Source organism: Pseudarthrobacter sp. efr-133-R2A-89, from assembly GCF_030209315.1.
Classification (GTDB): domain Bacteria; phylum Actinomycetota; class Actinomycetes; order Actinomycetales; family Micrococcaceae; genus Arthrobacter.
This window is the reverse complement of sequence record NZ_JARVSE010000003.1, coordinates 242,065-269,031: the sequence shown is the minus strand read 5'-3', so window position 1 is coordinate 269,031 and position 26,967 is coordinate 242,065. Positions and strand designations below refer to the sequence as shown.

At 59.0% G+C, this 26,967-nt stretch carries 23 protein-coding genes; 15 read left to right on the top strand and 8 right to left on the bottom strand.

Features of this window, described 5'->3' with window-relative positions:
- The first annotated feature begins 71 nt into the window (after window positions 1–71).
- The 9 genes from QRM95_RS07470 to QRM95_RS07430 all read left to right on the top strand — a co-directional run bounded on the left by QRM95_RS07470 (window position 72) and on the right by QRM95_RS07430 (window position 10,211).
- Window positions 72–821 carry a glycosyltransferase gene (locus QRM95_RS07470; protein ID WP_285247163.1) on the top strand — a complete coding sequence of 250 codons (750 nt, stop codon included), beginning with the start codon at window positions 72–74 and terminating at the stop codon, window positions 819–821.
- Between the two features lie 68 nt (window positions 822–889).
- On the top strand, window positions 890–1,852 hold the full coding sequence (locus QRM95_RS07465) for a glycosyltransferase family 2 protein (protein ID WP_285247162.1): 963 nt from the start codon (window positions 890–892) through the stop codon (window positions 1,850–1,852).
- Complete coding sequence (locus QRM95_RS07460) at window positions 1,839–2,708, top strand: glycosyltransferase family 2 protein (RefSeq protein WP_285247161.1); 870 nt, start codon at window positions 1,839–1,841, stop codon at window positions 2,706–2,708. Before QRM95_RS07465 ends, QRM95_RS07460 begins: the two co-directional genes overlap by 14 nt.
- Window positions 2,705–3,823 (top strand): glycosyltransferase family 4 protein, encoded by a 1,119-nt coding sequence (locus QRM95_RS21090; RefSeq protein WP_350223881.1) that lies wholly within the window; start codon window positions 2,705–2,707, stop codon window positions 3,821–3,823. The genes QRM95_RS07460 and QRM95_RS21090 overlap by 4 nt, the downstream gene beginning before the upstream one ends.
- 115 nt (window positions 3,824–3,938) lie before the next feature.
- Window positions 3,939–5,423: a sugar transferase gene (locus QRM95_RS07450; RefSeq protein WP_285247159.1), complete on the top strand. Its 1,485-nt coding sequence runs from the start codon at window positions 3,939–3,941 to the stop codon at window positions 5,421–5,423.
- A gap of 61 nt (window positions 5,424–5,484) precedes the next feature.
- Complete coding sequence (locus QRM95_RS07445; protein ID WP_285247158.1) at window positions 5,485–6,798, top strand: UDP-glucose dehydrogenase family protein; 1,314 nt, start codon at window positions 5,485–5,487, stop codon at window positions 6,796–6,798.
- A 200-nt stretch (window positions 6,799–6,998) separates the two neighbouring features.
- Complete coding sequence (locus QRM95_RS07440; protein WP_285247157.1) at window positions 6,999–8,678, top strand: DUF4012 domain-containing protein; 1,680 nt, start codon at window positions 6,999–7,001, stop codon at window positions 8,676–8,678.
- Between the two features lie 171 nt (window positions 8,679–8,849).
- Window positions 8,850–9,452, top strand: a complete 603-nt coding sequence (locus QRM95_RS07435) for an LPXTG cell wall anchor domain-containing protein (RefSeq protein WP_285247156.1) — start codon at window positions 8,850–8,852, stop codon at window positions 9,450–9,452.
- Between the two features lie 351 nt (window positions 9,453–9,803).
- Complete coding sequence (locus QRM95_RS07430) at window positions 9,804–10,211, top strand: VanZ family protein (RefSeq protein ID WP_285247155.1); 408 nt, start codon at window positions 9,804–9,806, stop codon at window positions 10,209–10,211.
- Window positions 10,212–10,221: 10 nt separating this feature from the next.
- On the opposite strand, the gene galU is transcribed toward QRM95_RS07430, so the two are convergent.
- Complete coding sequence (gene galU / locus QRM95_RS07425; RefSeq protein ID WP_285247154.1) at window positions 10,222–11,112, bottom strand: UTP--glucose-1-phosphate uridylyltransferase GalU; 891 nt, start codon at window positions 11,110–11,112, stop codon at window positions 10,222–10,224.
- A 366-nt stretch (window positions 11,113–11,478) separates the two neighbouring features.
- Between galU and QRM95_RS07420 the strand changes: the two genes are divergently transcribed.
- The 5 genes from QRM95_RS07420 (at window position 11,479) to QRM95_RS07400 (ending at window position 20,097) form a co-directional block, all read left to right on the top strand.
- A complete protein-coding gene (locus QRM95_RS07420; protein WP_285247153.1) occupies window positions 11,479–11,766 on the top strand; it encodes a WXG100 family type VII secretion target in 288 nt (95 codons plus the stop codon).
- A gap of 315 nt (window positions 11,767–12,081) precedes the next feature.
- The gene (locus QRM95_RS07415) at window positions 12,082–13,446 is read left to right on the top strand and encodes a DNA/RNA non-specific endonuclease (protein ID WP_285247152.1); all 1,365 of its coding nucleotides are present in this window, start codon (window positions 12,082–12,084) and stop codon (window positions 13,444–13,446) included.
- A 67-nt stretch (window positions 13,447–13,513) separates the two neighbouring features.
- Window positions 13,514–13,876, top strand: coding sequence for a hypothetical protein (locus QRM95_RS07410; RefSeq protein WP_285247151.1), 363 nt, complete (start codon window positions 13,514–13,516; stop codon window positions 13,874–13,876).
- Window positions 13,877–13,927: 51 nt separating this feature from the next.
- Entirely contained in the window at window positions 13,928–18,436 is a 4,509-nt protein-coding gene (locus QRM95_RS07405; RefSeq protein WP_285247150.1) for an FtsK/SpoIIIE domain-containing protein, read from the top strand.
- A 47-nt stretch (window positions 18,437–18,483) separates the two neighbouring features.
- Entirely contained in the window at window positions 18,484–20,097 is a 1,614-nt protein-coding gene (locus tag QRM95_RS07400; RefSeq protein ID WP_285247149.1) for a DUF4407 domain-containing protein, read from the top strand.
- Between the two features lie 37 nt (window positions 20,098–20,134).
- Here QRM95_RS07400 and QRM95_RS07395 read toward each other — a convergent pair whose 3' ends face one another.
- The 6 genes from QRM95_RS07395 to paaA are packed head-to-tail and all read right to left on the bottom strand — an operon-like array spanning window position 20,135 to window position 25,008.
- Complete coding sequence (locus tag QRM95_RS07395) at window positions 20,135–20,914, bottom strand: enoyl-CoA hydratase/isomerase family protein (protein WP_285247148.1); 780 nt, start codon at window positions 20,912–20,914, stop codon at window positions 20,135–20,137.
- Window positions 20,915–20,937: 23 nt separating this feature from the next.
- Window positions 20,938–22,164, bottom strand: a complete 1,227-nt coding sequence (paaE, locus tag QRM95_RS07390; protein WP_285247147.1) for a 1,2-phenylacetyl-CoA epoxidase subunit PaaE — start codon at window positions 22,162–22,164, stop codon at window positions 20,938–20,940.
- A 9-nt stretch (window positions 22,165–22,173) separates the two neighbouring features.
- The gene (paaD, locus tag QRM95_RS07385) at window positions 22,174–22,698 is read right to left on the bottom strand and encodes a 1,2-phenylacetyl-CoA epoxidase subunit PaaD (RefSeq protein WP_285247206.1); all 525 of its coding nucleotides are present in this window, start codon (window positions 22,696–22,698) and stop codon (window positions 22,174–22,176) included.
- Between the two features lie 5 nt (window positions 22,699–22,703).
- Window positions 22,704–23,630 (bottom strand): 1,2-phenylacetyl-CoA epoxidase subunit PaaC, encoded by a 927-nt coding sequence (gene paaC / locus QRM95_RS07380; RefSeq protein ID WP_285247146.1) that lies wholly within the window; start codon window positions 23,628–23,630, stop codon window positions 22,704–22,706.
- On the bottom strand, window positions 23,627–24,007 hold the full coding sequence (gene paaB, locus QRM95_RS07375) for a 1,2-phenylacetyl-CoA epoxidase subunit PaaB (protein WP_285247145.1): 381 nt from the start codon (window positions 24,005–24,007) through the stop codon (window positions 23,627–23,629). The genes paaC and paaB overlap by 4 nt, the downstream gene beginning before the upstream one ends.
- A complete protein-coding gene (gene paaA, locus QRM95_RS07370) occupies window positions 24,004–25,008 on the bottom strand; it encodes a 1,2-phenylacetyl-CoA epoxidase subunit PaaA (protein ID WP_285247144.1) in 1,005 nt (334 codons plus the stop codon). Before paaA ends, paaB begins: the two co-directional genes overlap by 4 nt.
- A 463-nt stretch (window positions 25,009–25,471) precedes the next feature.
- On the opposite strand from paaA, the gene QRM95_RS07365 reads away from it, so the two are divergent.
- Window positions 25,472–25,867 carry a DUF6855 family protein gene (locus QRM95_RS07365; RefSeq protein WP_502934943.1) on the top strand — a complete coding sequence of 132 codons (396 nt, stop codon included), beginning with the start codon at window positions 25,472–25,474 and terminating at the stop codon, window positions 25,865–25,867.
- Window positions 25,868–26,027: 160 nt separating this feature from the next.
- On the opposite strand, the gene QRM95_RS07360 is transcribed toward QRM95_RS07365, so the two are convergent.
- On the bottom strand, window positions 26,028–26,831 hold the full coding sequence (locus tag QRM95_RS07360; RefSeq protein ID WP_502934940.1) for a glycoside hydrolase family 25 domain-containing protein: 804 nt from the start codon (window positions 26,829–26,831) through the stop codon (window positions 26,028–26,030).
- Window positions 26,832–26,967: the final 136 nt, after the last annotated feature.

Genomic DNA, 26,967 nt, shown 5'->3' with positions numbered 1-26,967 from the left:
TTGGAACCAAAACTAGTCGGCAAAGTTCGAAAATATTTGCGTATATTCATACACCGGCAAGATATATTTGGGTGCCCGAACTGGACCAACGGGGCCAATCAAGAATCAGCCGTCTTATCTCACCAGCCTTCCAGAGCCTTGATCGAAAACGCGCCTCAGAAGGAGCCACCTTTGCAGCGAATAGTAACTTCATACAGAAGCGAATTCGCGACACTTGGGACCAAGATGCAACTGTCATCTATCCCCCCGTTGCAATAGCTAAACTCCAATCGCGCGAGTCCTGGACGGATCTTCTCACCGCAGCCGAGTCGGAGGTACTCTCAAGCCTCCCAGCGGACTACATACTCGGAGCATCGCGATTCGTTGCTTACAAGCAGTTGGAGAATGTTATCGCCGCAGGGGAGGCGGCAAAGGTACCTGTAGTTTTGGCTGGCGCGGGACCGGAGGAGACATTCCTTAGAAAGGTTGCTCAGGACGTATCCATCCCAGTATCTTTTGTAAGCTCACCGTCCGATGCTCTTCTCTTTGCACTCATCCAAAGGGCGCAGGTGTTCCTTTTTCCTCCTATCGAAGACTTTGGCATTTTGCCCGTCGAGGCGATGGCTCTGGGAACGCCGGTGGTGGTAAATGCGCTGGGAGGCGCTGTCGAAAGCGTTAGTGCTTTGAACGGTGGTTCTGCAGTGGAATCCTTTCATGGTGTAGAGATCGCAGAAGCCATAAATTCAGTCATCGGCAAGGACATGACCGAAGCGAAAGCGAAGGCTGCTATGTTCTCCGAAGAGTCCTTCAGCACGAATCTTCGTTCATGGATGGGCAACTAGTCCGAACCTGCGTTGGCGATACGGTCGCATCTTTCTTTCAAAAAACCTATGATTAGGCTGGAACAATCATGAATAGTCAGTCGATAGATGTCTGTAGCCCTAGCGATGAACATCAGTATCTGCTCGGCATATCGGTCGTCAACTATTTTTCTTGTGCAAGCGTGGCTCACTTACTCCGATCTCTTCAAGATTTCGCCGGCACCACGAAGGTTCTTGTAACGATCGTTGACAATAGTCAAGATGAGGCCCAGCTTGAACATAAGCAGCTAGTCCTACTTGCAAAGAACTCTTCAGTGAACGGACTCTGCGTCGAGGTGCTCGACGCAGGAAGCAACCTAGGCTATGGCGCCGGCAACAACTTGGGAGTCAATCGGCTCTTGGAGCGGGGGGCAAGTGTCGTATGGGTCCTTAATCCTGATATTACTGTGAACGGGACAGCACCCGAGCTGCTCCAAGAAGTAGCCAAAAGCCAGTCGTCCCTTTGGTCAACACTAACTGTCGAAGCCGGGCAGCCCTCTTATGGCCTCGGTGAAATCAGCACACTGACTGGACGCGCTAAACGAAGTTTCAATCAGGAACCTTCAATAAAAAAGTTTAGCGTCTGCTACCCCGGGGGCCACTCGATATTGTCACGCGCGGACACGTGGAAGATGGCCGGCGGTTTCGATGACAACTATTTCTTATTCATGGAAGAAGCCGATCTGACACTCAGGTCGATCGAATTAGGCATCCATTTGGGGACCTTAAAAAGCGTTTCAGTCGAACACGACCAGGGGCTCACCACTGGTAGCACAAATAATATAAGGACTAAGTCAAGGGTAGCATTTCTGGAATCTACAAAGAGTCGCGTTATTTTCTTTAGAAAATTCTACCCAAAAAGACTCCCTATACTTGTTATAAGCCGGATTGTATATATGCTTGTAGCACTTGCAAAAGGTAACTTGGATGGCGCAAAAGCAGTAGGGGCCGGTCTCCTTCGCGGTGTGTCGATGCCCATAAAAAGAGAGGTTAAGTGCTTTGGGGGAAAATAGCCTATGCATTTTAGTTCTGAACTGGAACTCCATTGAGGACACCGCAAAGGTGGTTGATCTCCTAAAAGATACTCAATGGAGCATTTGCGTCGTCGATAATGGATCAAGCGACATCTCTGAGGCTTCGTCGCTAAAGAATCACTACCCCGATGTTCACGTGATTCAAACAGGCATGAACCTGGGCTATGCCGGAGGTATGAATACTGGAATGCGCTGGGCTAGGGCGCAGGGCTATAGTCACGTTCTCCTTTTGAATCCAGATACCGCACCCACCGCCAGCGTCATTGAAGACATGGTGCAGGCATCCAAAGGTTACGCCGTCGTAGGCACGGCCCAAGTAACCGATTTCGGCGAATCCTACATATCCGCGGCCAATCTACATGGTCGAAAGGTCGTCCCTTTCCGCTGCGAAACGTCCTGCGGCCAGGGTCATGAGGTTGATGTCGTTTCCGGGGCTGCAATACTAATTGAACTGGCTACTGCGGAATCATTGGGTTACATGGACCAGCGATTCTTTCACTACAAAGAAGAATTTGATTTCTGTTACCGAGTAACTTCATCCGGCGCTCGAATTAAATACAATTGCAATTCGGCATTAATCCATCGTCGAGGCGGTTCACTCTCCGGCACCTCTTCGTCCGGTATGTACTACACATTTCGAAATGAAGTGCTTTTTCTACGAAAACACTTCGGGCGTACTGCTTACCTGTCTAGTCCAGGTTTGTTTCGAATGGCCTTGCGGTCCGTGCTGAGGCATCCAAATAATTTTCGGGCCATCACGCGAGGTATATATCACGGTGTTATGGGAGTAACTGGCCCATTATTTGACCTGACTAAGGGGGGAAACCCTCAGTGAAGATCCTATTTGCTTCTCACAGCTCCGGACTTGCCGGGGCAGAGCAGAGCCTGTTACACCTCGTTAGGGAGGCCGCCAGTCGAGGCCACACAGGGGTTGTGGTCCTTCCAGACCACGGGCCCCTTGTGACGGAAATCCAAAACGTGCCCGGCTCATTCGAAGTTCTTATCCGTAGAAATCGTCTATGGATGGGAAGGCGATATTCTCCCGTAGTCGGGACCGTACGGACTCTACAGGCTGCACTGGATGTTCCTGGGTACGTCACTCTAATTCGGTCGGGGGGCTATGACGTTGTGGTGGTAAATAGCAGCGTCTCGCCCGTACCTTTAATGGCTGCGCGCATACTAGGAATCCCTGTCCTTCAGTTGATTCGTGAGAGTTTGATAAGCAACCCTATGATAAAGTCGGCTCTGCCAAAGAGTTTAATACGAAGACTTATCGCGTCTTGGGCATCTCGTGTAATTTGTATTTCAGATTTTGTTGCATGCCAGTATGGTTATCCAAATCGCGTAATATACCCACAAGTAAGTAAGCGGTTTCTTGATTTTTCAGACAACTCAATGACTTTCGGGCGGAAGCCTCACCGAGCCGTAATGTGCGGCACTGTCAGCCCTGAGAAAGGCCAACTTGACGCAATACGAGCAATCAAAGTGGCAAAAGATCTTGGGACGGATATTTCACTTGAAATTTTTGGCCACGGCAAACCCCAAGACGTTGACGATGTAAAGTCACTCATACGCGAACTGCAATTGTCTGACTGCGTGAAATATCGTGGGCCTGTTTCCGACATGATCAGTGTGTATACTGGGGCCGATTTTGCCCTAGTTTGTTCGCGCAATGAGGGCTTCGGCAAAGTGACTGCGGAAGCCATACTCGTTGGGCGCCCCGTTATTGCCTATGGTGTGGGCGGCACGGTGGAAATACTTGAATATGGTGGTGGGATTTCGACCGCCGTCTCAGCTGAAGACATGGGCGCTGCGCTGCATCGAATTTCTACTGAACCTTTGCTATTTGAAGCTCTTTGTAGAGAGGCACGTCGCAGCGAAATTCGTACAAAGTTGAACGCGACAGCCCAGGATGTCATCCGGTGCGTCGAGGATTTAGCTCAAGCCTGAGCGAGCAAGCCGCCCCCCCCTGGCTGGAGGGTTGCTGGTTAATCCATGACAGGTTCGACGCACAAGCGTTACACCTGAGGGGATGCTGAGTCCGATCAGACAAGCTTAAGACAGTATGATCCTCACAGCACGAGAACAAAGGTGGGGGAAGTTGGGGCGCAAGATAATTAAGGGCTCCTGGCGCCGCAAATATGCGCAGCGACTAGGTTTTTTGGACGCAGGAATCATCATCTGGGCAGTTGCCGGCGCGTACGGCGTCCGATTTGGCTTCACGGAAAACGGCGTTGCCGGTGCCAGTGACTTGGACTACGCAACCCTTTCGGTGATATTGGTCATAGCTTGGTGGCTCATGCTTGGAGTCTGGGGGTCACGTGAACCCCGAGTACTCGGGTCGGGTTCCGAGGAGTACCGGCGTGTTCTATCCAGCTCGCTATGGCTCTTCGGTCTTGTCGCCATTGTTTCTTATGCGGTGCGCATTGACACCGCGCGCGGATTCGTTGGACTGGCTTTCCCGGCGGGCCTAGTGGGACTGCTTGTCGGACGATGGCTCGTCCGTCAGCACCTCAGCATCGAGAGAAAATTCGGCAAGAGTAGCTCGAAAGTTTTGATAATCGGAGGACCGTACTCAGCAGCCCATCTGGCGACTTCGTTGCGCAGCGTTCCCAGTGCGGGCTATACCCCCGTCGCTGCCCACCTTCCCGGCGCCACAGCGTCCGTAACTACTCTCGCCGGCCTTGATGTACCTGTTTCGGGGGTGAGTACTGAATTTGATTCAATCCTGGAAGCAATACTTTCGGCAGACGTGGATGCGGTTGCCATCTCGGCGGGTGTTAATTTGCACCCGCAAGATCTCAGGCGGCTTGGCTGGGAGCTTGCAGCTAGAGATATCGGCATGATCCTAGCCCCCGCTTTGACTGACGTAGCAGGTCCGCGGATACACACTCAGCCGGTCGCCGGGCTTCCACTGATCCACGTTTCCACTCCGAAGCTAACAGGTGGCAAGAAGGCCACGAAACGGACCTTCGACGTCATGGTTGCTGGTGTACTCGTGATCGTTTTGTCGCCCGTCTTTCTGATACTTGCCCTCCTTGTTCGTCTAACGGACCATGGCCCCGTCTTCTATCGCCAAGACCGCATCGGCATACGAGGCAGCACATTTTCAATGCTGAAATTTCGCTCCATGAGGGTAGACGCGGACGCAGAACTAGAGGCGCTGCTACATGCCCAAGGATCCAGCGATACTCCCCTTTTTAAAATCGATAATGACCCACGTATAACGCCCATTGGCCGCATACTTCGCAAGTACTCTCTCGACGAGCTTCCTCAACTACTGAATGTGCTAGAGGGGAGCATGAGTCTCGTCGGACCTCGGCCGCAGCGCGAAGGCGAGGTTGCACTCTACGACGATGCGGCGCATAGACGGTTGTACGTCAGCCCGGGCATGAGCGGGCTTTGGCAGGTTAGCGGGCGATCCAATCTCTCATGGGAAGAGAGCATTCGCCTGGACCTGTACTACGTCGAGAACTGGTCGCTTATGGGCGACATCATCATTCTGTTTAAGACATTCAAGGCAGTATTCAAAAGCACTGGAGCAGTCTGACCGATATCGGTCGTATCTCTAGCGGAAGATCAGCCACCTTGGCATTTGGGGAAGGCAATATATGCGAATTTCAGTAATCGGCTGCGGCTACCTTGGAGCTGTCCACGCGGCTTGCATGGCCAAGCTCGGGCATGAGGTCGTGGGCGTAGACGTCGATGAGAGTAAAATCTCTGAGTTATCTTCGGCGCGTGCCCCTTTCTTTGAACCGGGGCTCGAAGAACTGCTACGCGAGGTGCAGTCTACGGGCAGGTTAACCTTCACGACTGATATGTCTGCAGTGAAGGGAAGCAGCGTGCATTTCATCTGCGTTGGCACTCCCCAAAAGAAGGGAGAGAACGGCGCTGACTTAGCATATGTAGACGCGGCAGCCAACGAGCTAATTCCTTATCTGGACGAGGGCGACGTTGTGGTTGGAAAATCCACCGTGCCAGTAGGAACCGCAGCGCGGCTTGCCACGACCGTCCAGGATGCCCAGCCCGGGGCACATCTTGTGTGGAACCCGGAGTTTCTCCGTGAAGGGCACGCGGTAGCAGACACACTCCAACCGGACAGGTTTGTATACGGGGTGGAAGACGGATCAGAAGACCATCACGCGGTTCAAGTCTTAGACAAGGTGTACTCCATACCCTTGGAGGCAGGTTCACCGCGGCTGGTTACGGATTTGCCCACGGCCGAACTGGTGAAGACGGCGGCGAATTCTTTCCTCGCTACCAAAATCTCCTTCATCAACGCCATGGCGGAACTCTGCGACGCAGCAGGTGCGGATGTAACCCTTCTGGCCGACGCCATCGGCATGGATGACCGGATTGGTCGAAAATTCCTAAACGCAGGCATCGGTTTCGGAGGCGGCTGCCTTCCTAAAGACATACGAGCTTTTATGGCTCGTGCTGGTGAACTGGGCGCGGACCAAGCATTGACGTTTCTACGCGAAGTGGATGCGATCAACATGCGTCGCCGGACCCGGGTCGTTGAACTCACGCGTGAGCTTTGCGGCGGCACTCTCTTGGGGCAGCGCATAACAGTCCTCGGGGCAGCCTTCAAACCGGAAAGTGACGACGTGCGCGACTCGCCTGCTCTTAGCATTGCTGCTCAGTTGCAACTTCAAGGAGCAGTGGTGACAGTGAGTGATCCTGAGGCTCTTCGAAACGCAGAGCGTCGATTCCCGGAACTTCACTACGAACAATCTACGGAGGTTGCCCTGCGACGGGCCGATGCGATTCTCTTGCTAACTGAATGGCCAGAGTACCGCGACCTTGACCCGTACGAGGCGGCGACCCTCGTTTCAGCGACAAGAATCTTGGACGGGCGGAATGCCTTGGACTCCAGCAAATGGCGGGCGGCTGGCTGGACTTTTCGCGGCCTCGGCCGTCCCTGACCATGAGCGACAAAGAGACTTTCGAAGCTCAGCCGCCGGTGCACCGGAGCGGCGTCAGGCGACAGGAGCGTAGGCCTAGGCGCAGGCTCCTTCTGAAACTCGGTCTAGCCTTTGTGGTTCTGGTGCTAACCATATGCGGCTGCGTAGTTTGGTTGGGTGTCAAAGCGAACTCCATCAAGTCGCACTTAGAGTCAGCCTCCGTGCTGATCCCGAAGCTCAAACAGGAGATTGTCGCGTCGGATTCCAATGCGGCTGAAAATACTGTCTCCGAGTTGCGCGGGCACACCTCCCAGGCCCGGATGGATGCGGGAGATCCCGTTTGGGCTCTCGCCTCCGGACTCCCGTGGGTCGGCCCCAACCTCAGCGCAATTTCGGAGGTGGCCAGATCGGCCGACGATGTTGCCAGTCTCGGCCTGACGCCGCTTGTCCGTGTCTATGAATCCCTCAATTGGGATGCCCTAATACCCAGCGGCACCGGCTCGAACCTCGAGCCAATTCGGACAGCTGCCCCGACCGTGGCATCGTCTGCTTACGCCGTTCGCGCTTCGGCGCAGAGGCTCGATGAAATCGATTCAGGCCAGCTTCTCCCCCAAGTAGCCAAACCGCTGGAGGACGCTACGGCAGAACTGAAGCTTGCCAGTGGTGCACTAAGTTCGGCCGCCGACGCAGCAAACATAGCCCCGGCGATGCTTGGCGCTGAAAGCGCGAGAAATTACCTTCTCATGATCCAAAACAACGCCGAGGTGCGGGCTTCAGGTGGAATCCCGGGCGCCCTCGCGGTTCTCACTCTGGATCACGGGAAGCTTTCCCTAGGTGCTCAGGGCAGCGCTGGCGACATCGGCGTCATGGCCCCAGTATTACCCGTGGATCCGCAACAGCAGCAGATCTATTCGACGCGACTTGGGAAGTACTTACAGGACGTGAATCTCACCCCTGATTTTCCAACTGCTGCGAGTAGCGCCCAAGCAATGTGGGAAAGAAAAACCGGGCAACGTGTGGATGGAGTCATTTCCATCGATCCTCTGGTCCTGAGCTACATCCTTCAATCCACAGGACCTGTTTCAGTCAATGGCCCCGAACTGGCAGCGATCAAGGCATCGGGCTTGCCCACGGCGCTCACCGGTGACAATGTCGTACCGACGCTCCTCTCTGACGTTTACGCGAAAATAAAGCAACCTAAGCAACAGGACGCATATTTCGCCGGCGTGGCAAAAGAAGTCTTCTCCGCACTATCTAGCGGTAAGGGCGAAGCCAAAGGACTTATCAGCGGAGTTACCCGCGGAACGGAAGAAGGACGAGTCCTCGTCTGGTCCTCCAACGCATCCGAGCAGTCCGTCATTTCCAAATACGCACTTAGCGGCTCCATCTCCGGCCCCAGCGTGTCTCCTGCCCAGTTTGGCGTCTACTTCAACGACGGGACGGGCGCCAAGATGGACTACTACGTCAAACGCACCGTCAAGCTCATTAAGGAGTGCCCGGCAGACGGCTACGAGCAAACCACCGTACGTGTTACCAGCACTAATACAGCACCTGCCGATGCTGCCACTTCGCTTCCGGCCTATGTCACGGGTGCAGGTGCTTTTGGTATCGCACCGGGCACGGTCCAAACAAATGTCGTCGCCTACGGACCCGCACAGGCAAACGTGGAGTCAGCGATGATTGACGGACAGAAGACTCCTTTTGCTCCCTACATCCACGCGAACCGGCCGGTAGGCGTCGTTGCTCAGCAGCTTGCGCCAGGCGAAAGCCAAACGGTGGAGTTCACTTTCGGGAAGATCGTTCAGCACACGGAACCTAACGTGGTTGTCACACCCACCGTCCAGCATGTCAAGGACGTCATCCTCCCAACCGAAAATGCGTCCTGCGATCAGGGCCAGTGACGGCCGCGTTAACACTATGTAAACCGACTGGATTGAGGTTGGTTACACCGTATCCGGGATGGTACCTTCTATCTGGGATATCTATCCGTAGTTCTGCACATGGTCTCGTGTGGAGGGGACATTTCCCCAAAATCGGGTAATCAAAACTGAAACGTCTCCGGGGGGACACACATGAAGAAAACACTCGCCGCAATCGCACTTGCCGGCTCAATCGCACTCGTTGGCTCCGCGCCCGCCATGGCCGCAACCTACCCGGCACTTCCGCCGGCAGTTGGTGTCTCGGACGGAACGCCGGCACCGGGCCAGACCTTCGTCTTCACCGCACAGGGCTTCGCTCCCGGTGAGACTGTCACCATCACCATCACTGTGACCACTACCGGCGCAGCAAACGCTGGCGGTACCGCAGTCTCCGCAGCAATTCCTGTCTTCCAGGCCCCGCAGACGCTCAGCGCCACTGCTGACGCCCAGGGCAAGATCTCCATCCCCCTGGCAATCAGTGAAGCTGGCACCTACAGCATCACCGCCAAGGGCAACACCTCCGGTGTGACCGTCGGTCCCGTCACCGTCACCGTGGCAGCTGCACTCGCCAACACCGGCGGCACCGCTGCCGGCACCACCGGCGGCGCGCCGCTGGCCAACACGGGCGGCCTGGCCAACACCGGCGCCGACTCCGGCCTGATCCTGTGGACCCTGGTGGGCGCAGGCGCACTGGCCGCCGGTGCAACCTCCGTTGTGGTGGTTCGCCGCCGCGCCAAGGCTGAGGTTGCCGCCTAACCGCAGCAACTCCTAGCACCAAAGAAGGTGGGTGCATCTCCGGAAACGGAGATGCACCCACCTTTTGCTTTTGGGTTCATGCTGCGGGTTCCCGCAACCTTGACTTCGACAAGCTAAAGCAACGCTTTTTTGTGGTAACTATTAGGGCTATGGGGAGACATTGGCGCAGGGCACCACGCGAATACGACTTTTCCGTCCCACTCCCCCGCCCACAGGTGCTCGGCTACGCCCTCCTCGTTCTCCTCGCGGCCTGCGCCTTCGCCACCGCCGCTTTTGCCCTTCTACGGACGTCCTGAGGCCCATTTGAGAATCCTCAACAACCACCGGCTGTGGCAGCTCATCCTCGCGGCCATGGTGGTTCCGCTGGCGCTCGTCGCTTTCTGGCCCACACCCGTGGACCAGCCCGTCTCAGGGCAGCTGGGCATTGTCTTGAATTTCCTCCACCACCACGGCATTCCCCGCTGGTTTAACTACGACTTTGTGGAACGGTCCGCCAACGTTGGCCTGTTCATTCCTGTTGGTTTCGTTGCCGCCCTGGCATTTCCCCACAAAAAATGGTGGCAAATCGGAGCCTTCGGAATGCTCGTTTCCGGCTGCATCGAACTGGGGCAGTTCCTGTTTCTTCACAGCCGCTTTGCAAGCCCGTCAGATGTCATGACCAACACGTCAGGTGCTGTCATCGGCGCCCTGGTGGCACTTGTGGCCATGCAAAAAGAGAGGCCCGCCGCCATCCGGCAACGAGCCTCCCAAAAGCAATAGAACGCCAGAGCTATCCGACGAAGCCCTTCATCCAGGTCTTCAGGTCCTCGCCGAACTCCACGCGCTCCGACGCCAGCGTAATGACAGCCTTGAGGTAGCTCAGCTTGTCACCGGTGTCATAGCGGCGGCCCTTGAAGACCACACCGTACACGCCCGAACCTTCGCCCTCGCCGGCGGCGAGGGTCTGCAGGGCATCGGTCAGCTGAATCTCGTTGCCACGGCCCGGAGCGGTGTTCTCCAGGACGCCGAACACCGAGTGGTGCAGCACATAGCGGCCGATCACGGCCAGGTTGGACGGTGCGTCAGCGACGGCCGGCTTCTCCACCAGGCTGTTGACGCGAACATAGTCCTCGCCTTCAACAACCGAGATGTCCGCGCAGCCGTAGGCACTGATCTGTGAGGGGTCAACCTCGATCAGGGCGATGACCGAACCGCCGGTCTTCTGCTGCACGTCCATCATGGTGCCCAGCAGGTTCTCTGCCTCATCGATGAGGTCGTCACCCAGGAGCACAGCGAAGGGCTCGTCTCCCACGTGCTGCTGGGCGCAGAGCACGGCGTGGCCCAGGCCCTTGGCCTCGCCCTGGCGGACGTAGTGGATGGGACCCAGGTTGGAGGCGTACTCCACCATGCCCAGCTTGTCCTTGTCCCCCTTGGCCTCCAGCGCAGCCTCCAGGCCGGGCTCGCGGTCGAAGTGGTCCTCCAGGGCACGCTTGTTGCGGCCCGTGATCATCAGCAGGTCGGTGAGGCCGGCATCCACCGCTTCCTCGACCACATACTGGATGGCCGGGCGGTCAACAACCGGCAGCATTTCCTTCGGCATTGCCTTGGTGGCGGGCAGGAAGCGAGTTCCCAATCCGGCAGCAGGAATGACGGCTTTGGTGATAGCTCTCCCCATAGTCATAGCTGAACCATACAAATCAGAGGCAACGAAAGGCAATTCTCACCACGACCAACGGTAGCCGGCCCAGCGCTCGGTACGGGTGAAAGCTTCTGGGGCTGGAGACACCCGGGGATCCCCAACAGCAGACAGCACCGTGGTCCGGATAGCCGCCTTCTCCGAGCAGGATGTCTACCACGCCGAAAAGCTCAAGGTTTCGCGATTAAGCGCAAATTTGAATCAAGTTTTAGGGTCCGTTCAGCCCCAAATAAGCCAAACTCTCAACCGCTATCCGGGCAAAGACTTAATATTCTAATCATTTTTGTTTCTGTCATTGTCCAGTCGCCGCCACAATGCGAGGATGCAAGCAGTCCCAAACTAGGAGGAAAAGTGGGTCATCTGTCTCTCGACTACGACGGCGCAAAAAGTTTGGCCGCCGCGCTCAAAGCCGGATCGCAAGAGCAGGTAGCTGCCCTTGGATCACTGAGTGCCCGCGCGGAACCATCGGCTGTTTGGACAGGACAAGCCGCCTCCGAGTACACCAATGCGTACGATCGCTACCAGCGCGCCCAAAAGGAACTTTCGGCCGCTTTGGAAGGACTTGGACACACTGTGGCGACGATCGTTGACAACTTTGAAGAAGTCAACCAGCGAGGCGCCGCGGCGCTCAGGCAATAACCGACGGTGTTCATCGTCAACACCGACCAACTCCAAGCGTTGGCCAATCAACAAGCAGTAGCCAGTGAAAGTCCCCTCGCTGCTGCACTAGACCTCGACAGGGCTCAGACAGCAGTGTCGCGGGAGTTGTCAGGAAGTCCATATGATGCTGGTCTTGTCAGTGCGGTCGCAAAGCTGAATACCTGCTGGTCCATGGACCTGCTTCGCATCCGAGACTCGTCAAGGAGCGTGTCTGAATTTATTACGGAATATGCGTCTGCCGTATCGGAAATGGACTCTGCCGGCGCATCGGCGTTCCGCGGATCGTAGGCCCACATGGCAGTCATCGGCAGGATCCCCTCCGCAAGCGGTTTTTTGAATGCAGCGGAGTACCTCCTGGACTCCCAGCGTCGTTCGCGCGAAGCCGCGCAGCAGCACGACACTCTTGCGCATGGGTTTCCCGGAGTATGGGAGAGCGTCGCTGCTGACGAAGTCCGCCGGCTCAACGAGAAAATTGCGAATAAGTGCAACAGGGCGGCGGACGCTCTCGCCAAGGCGAGCGACCAATTGCGGAACGTCGCCGCCTACCTAGTCAGCGTTCGCTCAGAATATGACCTTCTCACCAAGGAACGGCAACAGCTCATTCACAAGTCCCCGGCATTGGAGTTCTCCTTTGGCGTCAGTGCCGACGAACAGCGATTTGCCTACCTGACATCCCGAATGACCGGGATTGAACGGACCGTCATAAGCAAAATTGAGCATTCCAAAGCCGCCGTCGATGCTGCCACTGCGATGTCGGAAGACTACGCGAGTGATGTGGCCGTCAATAGCGGCGCATGGTGGGCGGCTTTTGGCCACGAGCTGGTTGGCGCGACCAACAAAGTAGTGGGGGAGCCAGTCGGCGAAGTTGTCCAAGCCGCCACCCACCCCGTTGAGACTGCTACGGGCTTGGCCCATGCCTTCCGGGAAGACCCGCTGGGCACTGTGGGTCAGATGTTCACAGGCATCATTGATGTCGATGCGTGGAAGAAGGATCCCGCGATTGCAATGGGACAAATGGCAACCGGGATTCTCCTGTCGCTTGCTGGAGGGAAGTTGGCTGGCCTTGTCACCAAGGGGGCCCGTGGCGCTGCCGCTGCGGACGCTGCGGCGTCAAGGATCGGGCTTGTAAAGCTTGACGGCCGTGGCCAAGAAATACTGAAAGCGACTTCCGGACGCAAATACCAAGAGTGGCCGACAGCGCTTCGCACCCCGGAACCAAATTCGACATATCTGGTGGACGGAAAGTATGTCTACATCACAGACAACGCAGGCCGCGTTACCGAAGCCGGGGCCCGGATCGAACGAACCATCGATCCTGGCGAGAATTACCTTCGACGGAACGAAAACTACCAGAGTGCGGCGGGAGGATCGGACCGACTCGTGGGAGACCAAGGGGGACATATCTTCGGTGCCCAGTTCGGCGGCCCCGGGGACTCAATTAACTTGGTTGCAATGAGCAGACAATTGAATCAGCCAGGCGGCGCATACGCCGCTCTCGAAACGCAGTGGAAAAACCTTGTCAATGCCGCACCGCCCCATACCGTCGACGTAAAGGTACGCATGCTTTACAGCCCGGAAAGCGCGCGTCCCTCACAATTTATCGTTGAGTACAAGATTGATGGGGGGAAATCCCTATCAGCAATGTTCTTGAACGATTAGGCCCCGGAAACGAGCGAAAACCATGATGGACATTCGAAGCGAACAAGAGGACGCAGGTCGAGCTCTTATGGATCTTGCGGACGCACTTGACTGGACCGAGATATCGTTCGAGGCCCGCTTTCTAGGCAAGTATGGCGAACAGGATTCCGTAGCCATCCGACTCAGCGACGGAGACGTCGAGGAAGTCGCTGCACCAGTGGAGCTTTGGTTGGCTCTGCAACGTATGCGAAGCCACATGTACGAACCCGGTGAAGGAACCTGGTTCGGCATCAGTGGAGTCATGCAGCGAACAGGCTATTTGGACATGCATTTCGACTACGGTGAGCCGCGGTGGCGCATTCCTCTTGGCGCCCCGACGTTCCAGGAAGAACTCGAGAAGTTCCCGAGAGAGCAAAGAAACATCCCGTCGTGGTTCGTACTGGCCGACTGACCGTTCCTGCTCTGATAAGAGCTGATTTCTCTTTACGAGATTGGAAAACCCTTGCTGCAGCATGAATCCGATGGACAGCAAGTGCTCGAATTGAACATTAGGTTCGACGTCAACCTCTCAAGCGCCGCTGGCACGGTATCAGTCGATCGACACGTCACCTACCTGGCCGATTCGACCGTCCGGGAACTCATCGAGGCCCTACAGCAGGATCCCTCGGTGGTTCCCCCGGAGTGGCTTGAGGTTCAGTCTCATTCGAGGATGGGCCTCTACTACCAGAGCCTGAGCACCAAGACCGACCTCGGCGTGAGCGTCATGCGGGGTGGATACCTTCCAGAGACCGGGCTTCTAATGCACTGCGGTCTTACGGACGGAAGTTGTCTGTTCTTTGAAGACAGAACCCAGCCACGCGTCGACCGCAATGCATCGGACCTGGTCATAGACGAAGAGCTCAACGATGCATCCGACTCGGATGCCCTATACCTGGTGGATGAACGTGGTACGCAAAAGGGCAGAGTTGTGAAGCTACCCTTGGGCCGGCGTGTCACTTACGGTGCGCTCTCGTTCGATGCTGACGTGATAGTTGATGATCAGCTACTCGGAACGAGTGAAATCGGTGTTACGTCGATGGGGTCGCACGCACTGGTCGACATTCCGGACGAAGTCGGCGTGGTATCGATAAGCGGCAACAGGGTAAAAGCGGGCCAACACAAACTGACCCCCGGCGCAATCGTTGAACTGACACGGCACGGCGAATCAGATCCCCGAATCATTTTGTCCATTCGATCCTACGAGGGCCTGGCTGCCCACCCTCGGTCGGGCAGAGTCAAGTTCGAGCCGAGTGCACGTCAAGGGTTTCCCCGGCTTGAAGCGTTGCCGGAGCGCTACCGCCGAGTAGCCAAGCGCCCGCAGGCTCCCGAGGCGCCCAAGCTCGATTTTGTTCCGGTCCTGACGAGCCTGGTTATGGCCGCAGGCCTTGCTGTCTTTTCTGGTTATTGGGCCTTCGTTCTCATCAGTCCCCTGGTGGCGATACCGATCTGGTGGACGTGGCGATCGGCTTCCAAGCGCCAGCAGCGGGAACACGAAAAGGCAACCAAGGAGTGGCTTAAAACCAGCGGTGATGCGTTTGAAAAGCTCACCGAATTTGCTGGGGTTGAAGAAATGAAACTGCGGATCCAGGCTCCCCCGACTGAATACTGGACGCTCCAGGCCTACCGTCGACTCAGCGGTTTATGGGTACGAGACCACATAGACCCCGACTTCCTACAGATTCGCGTTGGGGACATGGAACCACTGAGCCGGTATCAGATAGAACTGGAGCCGGGCGTGGACATCAACGATCGGGAGTTTCGCCAGCTGGCCGGGAACGCCCACCGCATCATCACGCGGGAGTATGTCCGGCCGAATCTCAGGGATGTTCCAGCGCTCGTAAATCTATCCGAGCAGAACTACGGCATCATCGGCCCTTGGAGCCAAGTGCGGGCGTCGGTCACGGACGCAATCCTTCAGCTGGTTTGCTCCCATTCGCCCGGTGTTTTGGCGCTTGCCCTTCTGGGGCCGAGAAGCACACAGACAAGCGAACTTATTGAGTGGATGAAATGGCTTCCACACATTCGATCTGGATCGCGTCTAATGCCTGCCACCCGGATCACCCGGGGAAGCGAAGCAGGGAACGCATTCCTCCGCTCGCTCCTCGAATTGTTGTCCGAAGAGCGAGAGGAGCGAACAGAGAACTTACGACACCATGCTGTTCTTGTAGTGCACGAATCTGCGGAATTAGATCAGGGACTGTTACAGGATGTGCTTGAGGCCTCTAAAGGCGCGGTACACCTGCTCTGGCTGGGGACAGGACGCCCTTTGCTCAGTAAGTCGGTGACCTCATGGCTCCACATCCCCAACGATGTTGACGCCTCCGAGGATGCGATCAGGGCCAGCCTGGCTAACAGCACCGAAGGGCTGTCCCAGGAAGTTTTCTTCAACCGCGTCCATACAGACGCATTTCGCATTTCGTCGCAACTGGCTCCGCTCTATGATCCCCGCGTGACGGGGGCCAGCGCCAGCATCCCGACAAAGGTGCCCTTGTCGAGCCTGGGAGCGGTAACAGACGTCGTCTGGACCGAAGGGTCCGCCGTCGAGCACCTGGTGGTCCCCCTTGGAATCTCCGAGGAAGGTGTTTTTGAATTCGACCTCGTCACTCATGGCCCGCACACGCTGATCGGCGGTGCTACGGGGTCAGGCAAGAGCGAGCTACTGCAGACGCTCGTTGCTTCTCTCATGCGACACCACAGCCCAGACGAAGTTGCACTGTTCCTCGTGGACTTCAAAGGCGGATCCACATTCCAGATCTTCTCGGATTTGCCTCATGTTGTGGGTCACGTCACTGATCTCGACGGGCCGCACGTGGATCGCGCCCTTGCGTTCCTGCGCTCAGAAATTCAACGGAGAATGCATATTTACCGGGGCTGCGGCAACCCGGCCAACTACGAAACTTATCGTGCCCGGATCAGCTCTGACGCTACCGGCAAGGCGGTGCTGCCCCGGTTGGTGGTCATCTTTGATGAATTCGCAACACTGGTAAAGGACGCCGATGAGCGGGCCAAACGCCCGGTACTCGACCTTGCCCAGCGTGGCCGTTCCTTGGGAATACACCTCGTCTTGGCAACCCAGAGCCCATCGGCTGACGTGGTCGACCGAAGCGTTAGAGCGAATGTGCACGCCAGCATCGCTCTGCAAACCCTGAGCGCCGAAGAGTCGGAGAACATCATCCAGCGCCCGGAAGCGGCGGCGATTCCAAAACACCTTCAAGGTCGGGCTCTGTTCCGGCATGGGACAGCGAAGATCCTTGAATTCCAGACGGCGTACGCCGGCGCTCCTGTCGCCGCGGGTGTGAACAAGCGAGACAGAACGGTCAAACTGGTACCGCTGGAGCTGGAGCTGGAGGGGAAATTCCCAGAACCAGCTTCAACGGCACAGTCTCCCGAGGCCTCAACAGCGACGACTGAAATAGCAGAACTACTAGATAGAATCCGCAAGGTTTGGTCCTTCGTGGAGAGGAACAGCGTGCGAGCCGTGGTCAATCTGCAGCCTCCTCTCACGCAGATTGCGCACCGGCCAACACCTCGGCCAGAGTTCGACAACACCGCAGAACGTCACAGTCACATGCGGACGGTGCCGTGGGGGCTACGTGATCGTCCAGCGCAGGGGGATCAGTCCATCTTCCACGCTGACTTTACAAGTGGAGTAGCTGTGGTAGGTGGCCCGGCGAGAAGCGGTAAAACCACTTCTCTACTGAGTCTCGGATGGAACTGGACTGTAACGACACGGAAGCAGGTAGTTGTCGTTGACGGAGGCGGCTCGCTATCAGAAGAAGTTCGGCGCCTGGGCCTTGGATGGCACCTCGTCGCCTGCTCAGACAGCACGGAAATCACCCGTACCATCGACCGATTCCATCGTGTGCTCTCGCGGAATATGCAGCCAGGCACCCATTCTGAGCCGCAGGTACTACTCCTAGTCGATGGTTTTGAGCGGCTCATGAGCCTACTGAGTGCCTCAAGGTCAGCTGTCTGGTTTGATAAATTTCGCGACTTGGTCCGCTACGGACGCGACTACGGCATCGCACTCGCCCTCTCGGTGTCCTCCGTAGCGCGTATTGGACAGGAAATTGGGCCCGATCTAGGTTCGACAATCAGTCTCTGGGAGAACTACGAAAAGTACGGGACGCCGGTAGATGAAAGGCAACCGGGCATCGGATACACAACCGATGGAGACCTTGTTCAAGTCTTCTTTGACGATCTGGGTAACCAAAGTGCACCGGAGCTGAAAAACCTCGACCGGCCGATCGTTGCGCCTGAGGCCCTCGACATCTCCATTGTTCTTGAGACCTTCGAGTGTGACTGGTCAGAAATTGTCATAGGCACTGACGACATCGCCGGCGCTCCAATCACGGTCGACCTGCTGCGTTCTCCCCTGCTGGTGGCCGGCCATGCCAGATCCGGCAAGTCATCACTTCTCCGGTCCATTGCAATGCAGTTAAGAGGTGGCGGCAGCGGCGGCGGGCGTGTAGCGATCCTCTCTTCAAGTATCCGATCAACTGACCCTGACTTTGTGGTGATCTCCGAAGAAGAGATCAACGAGGTGCGAAACAACGTTCACGGCGTGGCAGAAGAAGCCCTGAAGTTGCTCAGAGCCCGCGCCGTTATTTCGATAGGCGGGCGATTCGCGATATTTGTTGACGATGTCAACCAGAGAGCGAACACTGCATCATGGCCTTCCGTCATTCAGGCATTGCTCGATTCAGACCGGATAGTGTTGGTTTGGGCGTTTATGCCTCACCAACGGCTGGGCCCCAATCAGATCGGAAACTTCCATCCCACAGTAATTCTCCAACCCAACCCGCGGTTGGAAGTCGACGAGGGCTCATCACTGCTCTCGGTTCCACTTCAGCACCGGCCGTGGACCAAGTATGAGCCTGGGCAAGGAATTTTCGTGTCTGGTTCATCGCAGCAAGTTATCTTTGCAGCCAAGGTGCCCGCCAAGTCGTCCAGATTTGATACGGCCGAGTAGGCAGGCATGATGCATGTACCTGATGCCCCGATGAGGAGGGCAAACTGATGAGCCGCTTCCATACCCGGTTCCTTGGCGGATTCCACTTGCTTGGCGATTTGCTCTTAACCCTAGCCGGCGGCAATCGCGCACGCTTGAATCGATGGGGAGTCGACCGTAACTACTACGTTGGGCTCGGATTCTCACTGCTTCTTTCCGCAACGATTGGTTCCGTATCGCTGACGGTGGCGGCCAATATTATTTGGGGACTCACCGATGGGCCGCTCGCTGTGGTGGGATTGGTCTATTTTATACTCATACTCGGATTTGACAGGTGGCTAGTTTCCGACGCAACGTCAGGTTTCTCACCGACGCAATACAGCAACTATTGGTCGCGCTCATTCGGTTGGGTAGGAAACTTCTTAATTGAGACCCTAAAGATCCTGCCTCGGGTTATCATTGCATCCCTGACATCGCTTTTGTTTGCCGAGATTTTGCTGTTGACCATTTTCGGTACTGAAATACATGAACAAATGAAAGTAGATCAACTTGCTGCCAGCGCCGACTACACCAGTAAAGTGTCCGCGCTTGCAAACTCCCTGGCAGCGCCGCAACAAAAAGTGATCGATGACGCCGAGAAGCGCAAGGAAACGCTGCAATCCGACCTGGTCGCTGCCACAGCAGCAGTCGCCGCAGCAGAGACAACCAGGCAAAGCGGGCTTCGAGATCTCGCGGCGGCAGGAGTTAGTGTGGCTTGTTGGGACTACACAGTCAACCGCTTTGATGCCGCGGGCCGGCTCTATCCCGTCCGCATCCAAGGGTGCCCTCAACAGGTAGAACTGCTTAATGAAGCCTACGACAACGCAGTAAGACCCTATAAAGATCTCAACCAGCAGAGCGTTGACACCAAGAAGTCAGATATTGATAACGAGGCCGGTGTTCGAGCTGCGCGTGATTACGTTCAAAGTGGAGCAAAGACCGAAGCAGAGAATCAACTCAAGAGCACGGCGCCTCAGACTCTGGAGGATGCCGGCCTGCTGCTGAGGATGAAAGCCCTGGAGCAGCTGACGACTCCTTCGCCAGCCAATTGCGTGAATCCAACCGTCAGCTCAACTTCGACGGGCACACCGCCTGGCACGGGCACTCAGCAGGCAGAGGCATCGCCGAACGCCATCGAACCCTGCCACGTTTACTACAGTGAGTCTGCCGCTCAGCAGAAAGACCTCTGGCGCTGGGTCATCTTCGCTTTCGAGATTTCGGCAGTAGTACTGAAGCTGGTCCGTTCTATCACAAAGAAGACCGGGCACGCAGCCTTTATGAGTGCAGTCGATGACGAGGCACACGCCGAAGCTTTGATCCTAAAGGCCCGGGCAAAATCGAGGCTGCACCACGAATCGGTGCGTGCCGAGGAAGAAGCACTCTTGGCAATAAGTGACGCAGTTACGGAAAAAGAGATCCACTTGCGAGCCAATGCGCGAGCTAGGGAAAGGTACCGCTTGAGAGCGATGCTGGACCGCTTCCACCGGGCGGACCGTCCCGATCCGAAGCAGTCGGCGAGCAAACTACCCGACGTAGAGGATGCCCTGAACGAAGCCTTTGAGAACTCCGACGTATCGGAAGCTCCACGGGAAGAACCTTTGGCGAAGAAAGTCATCAGAGACGACGACTACCTCCTCAGGTAGAAATTGGGCACATCAGGAGGGGCTTAATTCTTCACGGTCACCCGGTAAATTTCGGTTCGCGCTTCTCCTGGAAGGCCCGGAAACCCTCCGCGTAGTCATCGGTCTTGCAGAGGCGCGCCTGCTCCTCGTTCTCCTCCTGCATGGACTGCCACAGGCCCAGGCGCTGGTCGCGGATGTGCGCCACCAACTCCTTCGAGGCAACGAACGCCCCGGTGGCACCGGCAGCGACGCGCGAAACGATCGCCCGGGTGGAGTCCAGCAGCTCGGCCGCCGGCATGGCACGGCTGAACATGCCCTGCGCCACCGCCTCGGCACCCGAGATCAGGTCCGCCGTGTAGATCAGGTCCAGCGTCCGGTGCATGCCCAGCCGCTCCGTGAAGTACCAGTGCCCGCCCGAATCCAGCGTGGCGCCCAGCTTGGCAAAGGGCGACCCAAACTTGGCGTTCTCCGCCACGTACACCACGTCCGTGGCCAGCAGCAGCCCCAGCCCGACGCCGAGGCAGGCGCCCTGGGCCGCGGCGAACGTCGGCGCGGGGAATGCTGCCATCTTCTTCAGCAACGGCTCCACCAGCCCGCCCAAGTAGGCTGCGGCGTCGTCGCTCTCCGGGGTGACCCCGGCGATGTCCCGGCCCGCGCAAAAGGCCCGGCCCTCTCCCCTCAGCAGCAGCGCCCGCACCTCACCGCGCGAGGCGGCGGCAGCAGCGTCGTCGTACGCCTGGGTTAAATCCCGCAGCGCCTGCTCATCCAGCGAGTTCAGCTTGTGCGGTGCGTCCAGGACGACCTCGGCAATGCCGTTGCTGATGGAAAGGGAAATCATGGGGCTCCTCTTGTGAAAACGGGTTAGACGTCGAAGTCGACCGTGACTTCCTTGCTGGTGGGGTGGCTCTGGCAGGTGAGCACGTAGCCCTTGTCCAGCTCGTCCTGCTCCAGCGCGTAGTTCTCGTCCATGGTCACGCTGCCGGTAACCACCTTGGCCCGGCAGGTGCCGCACACTCCCCCGGCACACGCGAACGGCACGTCCGGGCGGACCCGCAGCGCCGCGTTCAGGATGGACTCGCGGGCGTGTGTGGGGCTGGCCACCTCGCCCTGCAGGCCGTCCAGCTTGAACGTGATCTTGTACGTCTCCTTGGACTCGTCCACCACCACGGGACGGCCGGCCTGGCCCTCCGGGCGGTCCGGCTTACCGGACGTAAACAGCTCGAACCGGACGTTCTCCGGCTTCACCCCGCGCTCGGCCAGGGTGTCCCGGCACAGCTGCACCAGCTCGAACGGCCCGCACAGGAACCACTCATCCACATCGTCCGCGTGCAGGGCGGTGCCCAGCAGCTGCTGCAGCTTCTCCGCATCGATCCGGCCGGAGAGCAGGGGCGCGATCCGCTGCTCCCGGGAGAGGACGTGGTGGATGGCCAGCCGCTGCGGATACTTGTCCTTCAGGTCCGCCAGCTCCTCCAGGAACATCACGTCCATGGCGGCCTTGTTGGCGTAGATCAGGTCGAACCGGGTCTCCGGGTTGGCGGCCAGCAGCGTCCGGGCGATCGCGATCACCGGGGTGATGCCGGACCCGGCGGCGATGGCCACGAAGTTCCCGGCCTCCCCCGCCAGCTCCTCCGGGTGGTTCATGGAGTTCATGACATTCTGCTCCACGGCCACACCGTCGCGTCCGTGCTTGGACACGAACGCGCCCATGGGGCTCATCACGTCCAGGGTGTCCCCGGCCTTCAGCTCGGCGTTGGCCCAAGTGGAGAACAGGCCGCCCAGGTCCTTCTTGATGGCCACGCGGATTTCACTGGTGCCGTCCTCGAAGCTGCGCGGCTCGGCGCAGATGGAGTAGCTGCGGCGGATTTCCTTCGGCTCGCCGTCCTCGTCCGGCAGCGTGGTGCGCAGGGCAACGTACTGGCCGGGCAGGTAGTCGAACTTGCCGGCGAGCTCCGCGGGGACGTGGAAGCTGACCTCGATGGCGTCCTCGGTGAGCCGGCGCACCTCCTGCACGGTGAGGGTGTGGAAGGACGGACGACGGCGGCCGGTCACCTCAGCCTCTTCGGCGGCGGTCTGGCGGACAACAGGCATGGGAGTTCCTTACAGGACTTTGAAGTAGTCGAACGGTTCCTTGCAGTCCTGGCACACATAGAGCGCCTTGCAGGACGTGGAACCGAAGCGGGTGAGTTCCTTGGTGTTCAGGCTGTTGCACTGCGGGCACTTCACCGCCAGGCTCAGCCGGATGGGGCCGGAGTGGCCGCCGGCTTTGGAGTGGCCACTGGGCGGGGCAATGCCGTACTCCTGCAGCTTCTGCTTGCCGGCCTCCGTCATCCAGTCCGTGGTCCACGCGGGGGCCAGGACCAGGTCCACGTGCACGTCCCCGTAGCCCTCCTTCTTGAAGGCGGCGTAGAGGTCGTCCCGGATGGCGTCCATGGCCGGGCAGCCCGAGTACGTGGGCGTGATGGTGACCGTGACGCTTCCGTCCGTGCCGGCGTCGACCTTCCGCAAAATCCCCAGGTCCGCGATGGTGAGCACCGGGATCTCCGGGTCCACCACCGTGGCGGCGATGTCCCACGCCTTCTGCCGGGGCGTCTGCGTCCGGGTTTCGAAGTCCGAGATGTACATGGCAGTCACCAGCTGGCCCCGGGATGCTCGCGGGCCAGCACCTGCATCTCCGCGAGGATGTAGCCCAGGTGCTCCGAGTGCTTGCCGTACCGGCCGCCGCCCGGGGCTGCGGGCACGTCCGGGAGCTCCAGCTCGGCTTCGGTGAGGACGGCGGTGACCAGGCGGTCAAAGTCGCCTTTAAGGCTGGAAGGCGCGACGGCGGCACCCGTCTCAGCGAGGCGCTGCGTCAGGTCATCGTCCTGGAACAGTTCGTTGACGTACGGCCACATGAGGCGCAGGCCGTGGATCATCCGTGTGCGGGATTCCTCGGTGCCGCCGGCCAGGCGCAGCACCCACTGGCTGCTGTGGTCCCGGTGGTAATCCACTTCCTTCACGGCCTTGGCGGCGATGGCTGCCAGGGTGGCGTCCGTGGATTCGGTGAGGCGGCGGTAGAGCTCGTACTGGTAGTAGCTCACCACGAACTGGCGGGCGATGGTGGCGGCGAAGTCCCCGTTGGGCTGCTCGAACAGCTGGACGCTCCGGAACTCGTGTTCGCGGCGGAAGTAGGCCAGCTCATCCTCGGACGTGGCCGTACCGTCCTCCTTGGGCATGCCGGCGCCGGCGTAGGTGAGGAAGCTGCGGGCGTGGCCCAGCTGGTCCAGGGCGATGTTGCCCAGCGCGATGTCCTCCTCCAGCTCCGGTGCACGCGAGATCCAGTGGCCCAGCCGCTGCGCGAGGATCAGGGCGTCATCGCCCAGCCTCAGTGCGTACTCGGCGACGTCCCCGCTGGGCTTCACCAGGCCGCTCTTGACCTCCAGGGCGATGTCCTCCGGGCGCAGGGCGTTGCCGGGGGTGATTCTTGTTGCCGATGCGTTGGAGTCGCCGCCGGCCACACCGGTGGAGATGTCGCCGTGGCCCGTGTTTTCGTGGGTGCTGGTTTCGGGGGTGCTCACAGGTGCTTAACCCCTTCGCTCTTGGTGTAGTACGTGGCGTGCCGGTAATCCTTGCCCTGCGGGGACTCAAAGAAGGAGCCCTTGGAATCGGGATCGCTCGCCGCGATGGCGTCCGCCGGGACCACCCAGATGGAGACGCCCTCGTTCCGGCGGGTGTAGAGGTCGCGGGCATTGCGGAGGGCCATGGCGGCATCCGGGGCGTGCAGGGACCCAGCATGGACGTGGCTCAGTCCACGGCTGGAGCGGACGAAGACCTCCCAGAGGCCCCACGCTCCGCGGTCGTGGTGCGCCTCCGGCGCTGGTGATGCTTTGGGGGCTTCGCGGTTGATCTCGGTGGCGGAGCTGGCCGGGGGTTCCGGGTTGCCGTGGGGTGTCATGCTGCGTGTTCCTTCGTCTTCATCGACTCTTTTGCCTGCTGTTTTGCTGCGTACGCGGCGGCTGCCTCGCGGACCCAGGCGCCGTCGTCGTGCGCTGCCCGCCGGCGCTCAAGGCGCTGGGCGTTGCAGGGGCCACGGCCGGCCAGGACTTCCTGGAACTCGTGCCAGTCCAGCGGGCCGTGCTCCCACTTCTTGGTGTCCTCGTTGAAGCGGACCTGGTCATCGGGGAGGGTGAGGCCCAGGACCCGGACCTGCTCCACCATCATGCCCACGAAGCGGCTGCGGAGCTCGTCATTGCTGAACCGCTTGATGTTCCAGGCCATGGACTGCTTGGAGTTGGGCGAATCGTCGTCCGGCGGGCCGAACATCATCAGGGCCGGGGCGTACCAGCGGTTGACGGCGTCCTGGGCCATCTGCTTCTGCGCAGGAGTTCCGTTGGAGAGTTCCAGCAGGATCTCGAAACCCTGGCGCTGGTGGAACGACTCTTCCTTGCAGATGCGGACCATTGCCCGGCCGTAGGGGCCGTACGACGCGCGGCACAGCGGGACCTGGTTGCAGATGGCTGCGCCGTCCACCAGCCAGCCGATGGCGCCCATGTCCGCCCAGGTCAGGGCCGGGTAGTTGAAGATGCTGGAGTAGCGGGCCTTGCCGGCGATGAGGTCGTCCATCATCTTGTCGCGGGACTGGCCCAGGGTCTCGGCGGCGCTGTAGAGGTAGAGCCCGTGGCCGGCCTCGTCCTGGACCTTGGCCATGAGGATGGCCTTGCGCTTCAGGCTGGGGGCGCGGGAGATCCAGTTGGCCTCCGGCTGCATGCCGATGATCTCGGAGTGCGCGTGCTGGGACACCTGGCGCAGGAGGGTCTTGCGGTAAGCCGCCGGCATCCAGTCGCGGGGCTCGATCCGGGAGTCCTCGGCGATGATGCGGTCGAAGTGGGCCTGGCCCGCGGCGTCCGCTTCTTGGGTTAGCTCAGCCGGCACTGACTGCAAGTTCTGCGCTGCCATGGTTGCTCCTATGCAAAGACCTGTCGGGCGGCTCGGAATTATTTACCGACCGTTCGTTCAGGATATGCGGGCCCGGCGGACCTCGTCAAGCGTGCGCCCCCTCAAACGCCCGCTCACCTTCGACCGCTCTCCCAAAGACGCGCGCTCACTTCCGACCACCCATCCCCCAACGCGCGCTCACCTTCGACAGCTTTCCCACCGACGCGCGCTCACTTCTTGCCGCTCTCCCACAGTCGCGCGCTCACTTCTTGCCGCTCTCCCACCAACGCCCGCTCACCTTCGACAGCTTTCCCACCGACGCGCGCTCACCTTTTGCGCGTGGCGCGTGCCGCCGTCGTGCCCCACCGTTGCCGGCGCGCACCCGGGCGAAGCATTCGCCTGATCACCGCCACACTTAGCGATTTTGGCCTTAAACTCAGGCTATCGACGTGGAAGGTGCGTGGTTCTCGTGTCCGAGGGAACGATGGCAGATCCGTGGCAGCTGGTGACGGCGCCCGGGTCATCCGAATACCAGATGTACCGGGACCCTGAGGCAGCCCCACCGGCACTGGTCTGCCAGGTGGGCTCAACCACCCTGAAATACCACCTCCGGGCGATCGAAGACCTGCATGCGTGGCTGACCGAACAAGGGGACTGGGTTCCCCTGGGCGCCGCCGATGAAACGAAGCCGGCCCCGGAAGGCAGCGTCGAGGCATGGGGCCGGGATCCCGGGAACCCAGTGGGCGGTTGGTACGGGCTGCGGAAAGGCTACCGCGGACGGTTCGGAATGTACCTCCCACCGCTGCTGGAAGCACTGGGACTGGCCGAGCTCACCCACGAGAAACGCAACAACTCAGTCCGCGCCCTCCCCAAGGACTAACAGCACCAGCCCGTGCCCGCCGGGCCAACTCACTGATTTACCGCGTCGTACGTCAGGCGGCCGTGCTGGTGAGCTTGGCAGCTCTGTGCGGTAGAGGCGTCGCATGTTCCCGATCATTGTCGTAAAGAACTCCGTATTCCCGAGTAACGGCCTGCTCTCTTTAGATGCAGGAAATGTCGTAGTCGAAGCTGCCCGAGGTGTATTGGGTTAGGGCGACTTTTCCTCCGCCGGTCAGGGGGGCGTCGGAGCACCTGCGTTTGGCCGCGGCCGACGAGCTGGCACCAGGAAGCCAGTTGCGCTGGGCGTACAAGTTGCTTGTGGCAGGCACGGTGCCGGCAATCTGCGTCCACTGGGCGCTCGTGGAGTACAGGCCGACTCCGGCACCGATGCTCGCGAAGTAGGCCGACATGCCCTCCAGATCAGCCCGGTTCGCCACCCTGTCCGTCGACCAGCTGTTGCCTGTTTCTACATCCAGCCACCAGGTGTACGAGGCCGGGTTGCTAACCCCGCGGATGTTCGCATCGTCATAAGCCTTGGCGTACCCGTACATGTAGGAGCATGCTGGCCCGACCGATCCGCTGGTGCACTGCCCGTACGGGTTAGGCACGCTTGTCCCGCCGTAGGTGTTGCTGCTGGGCCACCAGGATCCGGCCGTCCCCGGGTTGGCGGTGTTTACGTACAGGGCGACCAAGGGCTGGCCCGTCCCGCCCTTCGAAGTGCGCGCCCATGACAGCTCGGCGGCCAAGCACGGGTTGGTGTTGTTCGCTAGACCATTGTTGACGCCTACGATGGCGAAGGTCTGGGACTTGGGCAGGGTTTGGCCGCACTGCGGCCAGGACACGTCGTTCCCGGGACCAGCGGTGCTGGCTGCCTGTGCTTGAGCGCCAACGAGCATCAGCACGGCGGCTGCCGATGCGGCCACCAGCGATCGGAGACGCGAGAAGGTGGGTGTATAACTGGTCAAGGACATCGTCGGCCTTCCGATCGAGAGCTCACCACGAACAGGCAACCAGCATGATCCCGCGGGTTGATGCGGTCAAGGAGCGGCAGCTCCGAAAAATCCCATTCCATGACCACACCGAGCGTTTACAAAGGTCCGG

Excerpts from the sequence above, each read along its gene's own strand:
- QRM95_RS07465 (WP_285247162.1), top strand. The coding sequence starts at position 890 with ATGAATAGTCAGTCGATAGATGTCTGTAGCCCTAGCGATGAACATCAG.
- QRM95_RS07450 (WP_285247159.1), top strand. The coding sequence starts at position 3,939 with ATGATCCTCACAGCACGAGAACAAAGGTGGGGGAAGTTGGGGCGCAAG.
- QRM95_RS07445 (WP_285247158.1), top strand. The coding sequence starts at position 5,485 with ATGCGAATTTCAGTAATCGGCTGCGGCTACCTTGGAGCTGTCCACGCG.
- QRM95_RS07435 (WP_285247156.1), top strand. The coding sequence starts at position 8,850 with ATGAAGAAAACACTCGCCGCAATCGCACTTGCCGGCTCAATCGCACTC.
- QRM95_RS07430 (WP_285247155.1), top strand. The coding sequence starts at position 9,804 with ATGGTGGTTCCGCTGGCGCTCGTCGCTTTCTGGCCCACACCCGTGGAC.
- galU (WP_285247154.1), bottom strand. The coding sequence starts at position 11,112 with ATGACTATGGGGAGAGCTATCACCAAAGCCGTCATTCCTGCTGCCGGA.
- QRM95_RS07415 (WP_285247152.1), top strand. The coding sequence starts at position 12,082 with ATGGCAGTCATCGGCAGGATCCCCTCCGCAAGCGGTTTTTTGAATGCA.
- QRM95_RS07410 (WP_285247151.1), top strand. The coding sequence starts at position 13,514 with ATGGATCTTGCGGACGCACTTGACTGGACCGAGATATCGTTCGAGGCC.
- QRM95_RS07400 (WP_285247149.1), top strand. The coding sequence starts at position 18,484 with ATGAGCCGCTTCCATACCCGGTTCCTTGGCGGATTCCACTTGCTTGGC.
- QRM95_RS07395 (WP_285247148.1), bottom strand. The coding sequence starts at position 20,914 with ATGATTTCCCTTTCCATCAGCAACGGCATTGCCGAGGTCGTCCTGGAC.
- paaE (WP_285247147.1), bottom strand. The coding sequence starts at position 22,164 with ATGCCTGTTGTCCGCCAGACCGCCGCCGAAGAGGCTGAGGTGACCGGC.
- paaD (WP_285247206.1), bottom strand. The coding sequence starts at position 22,698 with ATGTACATCTCGGACTTCGAAACCCGGACGCAGACGCCCCGGCAGAAG.
- paaB (WP_285247145.1), bottom strand. The coding sequence starts at position 24,007 with ATGACACCCCACGGCAACCCGGAACCCCCGGCCAGCTCCGCCACCGAG.
- paaA (WP_285247144.1), bottom strand. The coding sequence starts at position 25,008 with ATGGCAGCGCAGAACTTGCAGTCAGTGCCGGCTGAGCTAACCCAAGAA.
- QRM95_RS07365 (WP_502934943.1), top strand. The coding sequence starts at position 25,472 with ATGGCAGATCCGTGGCAGCTGGTGACGGCGCCCGGGTCATCCGAATAC.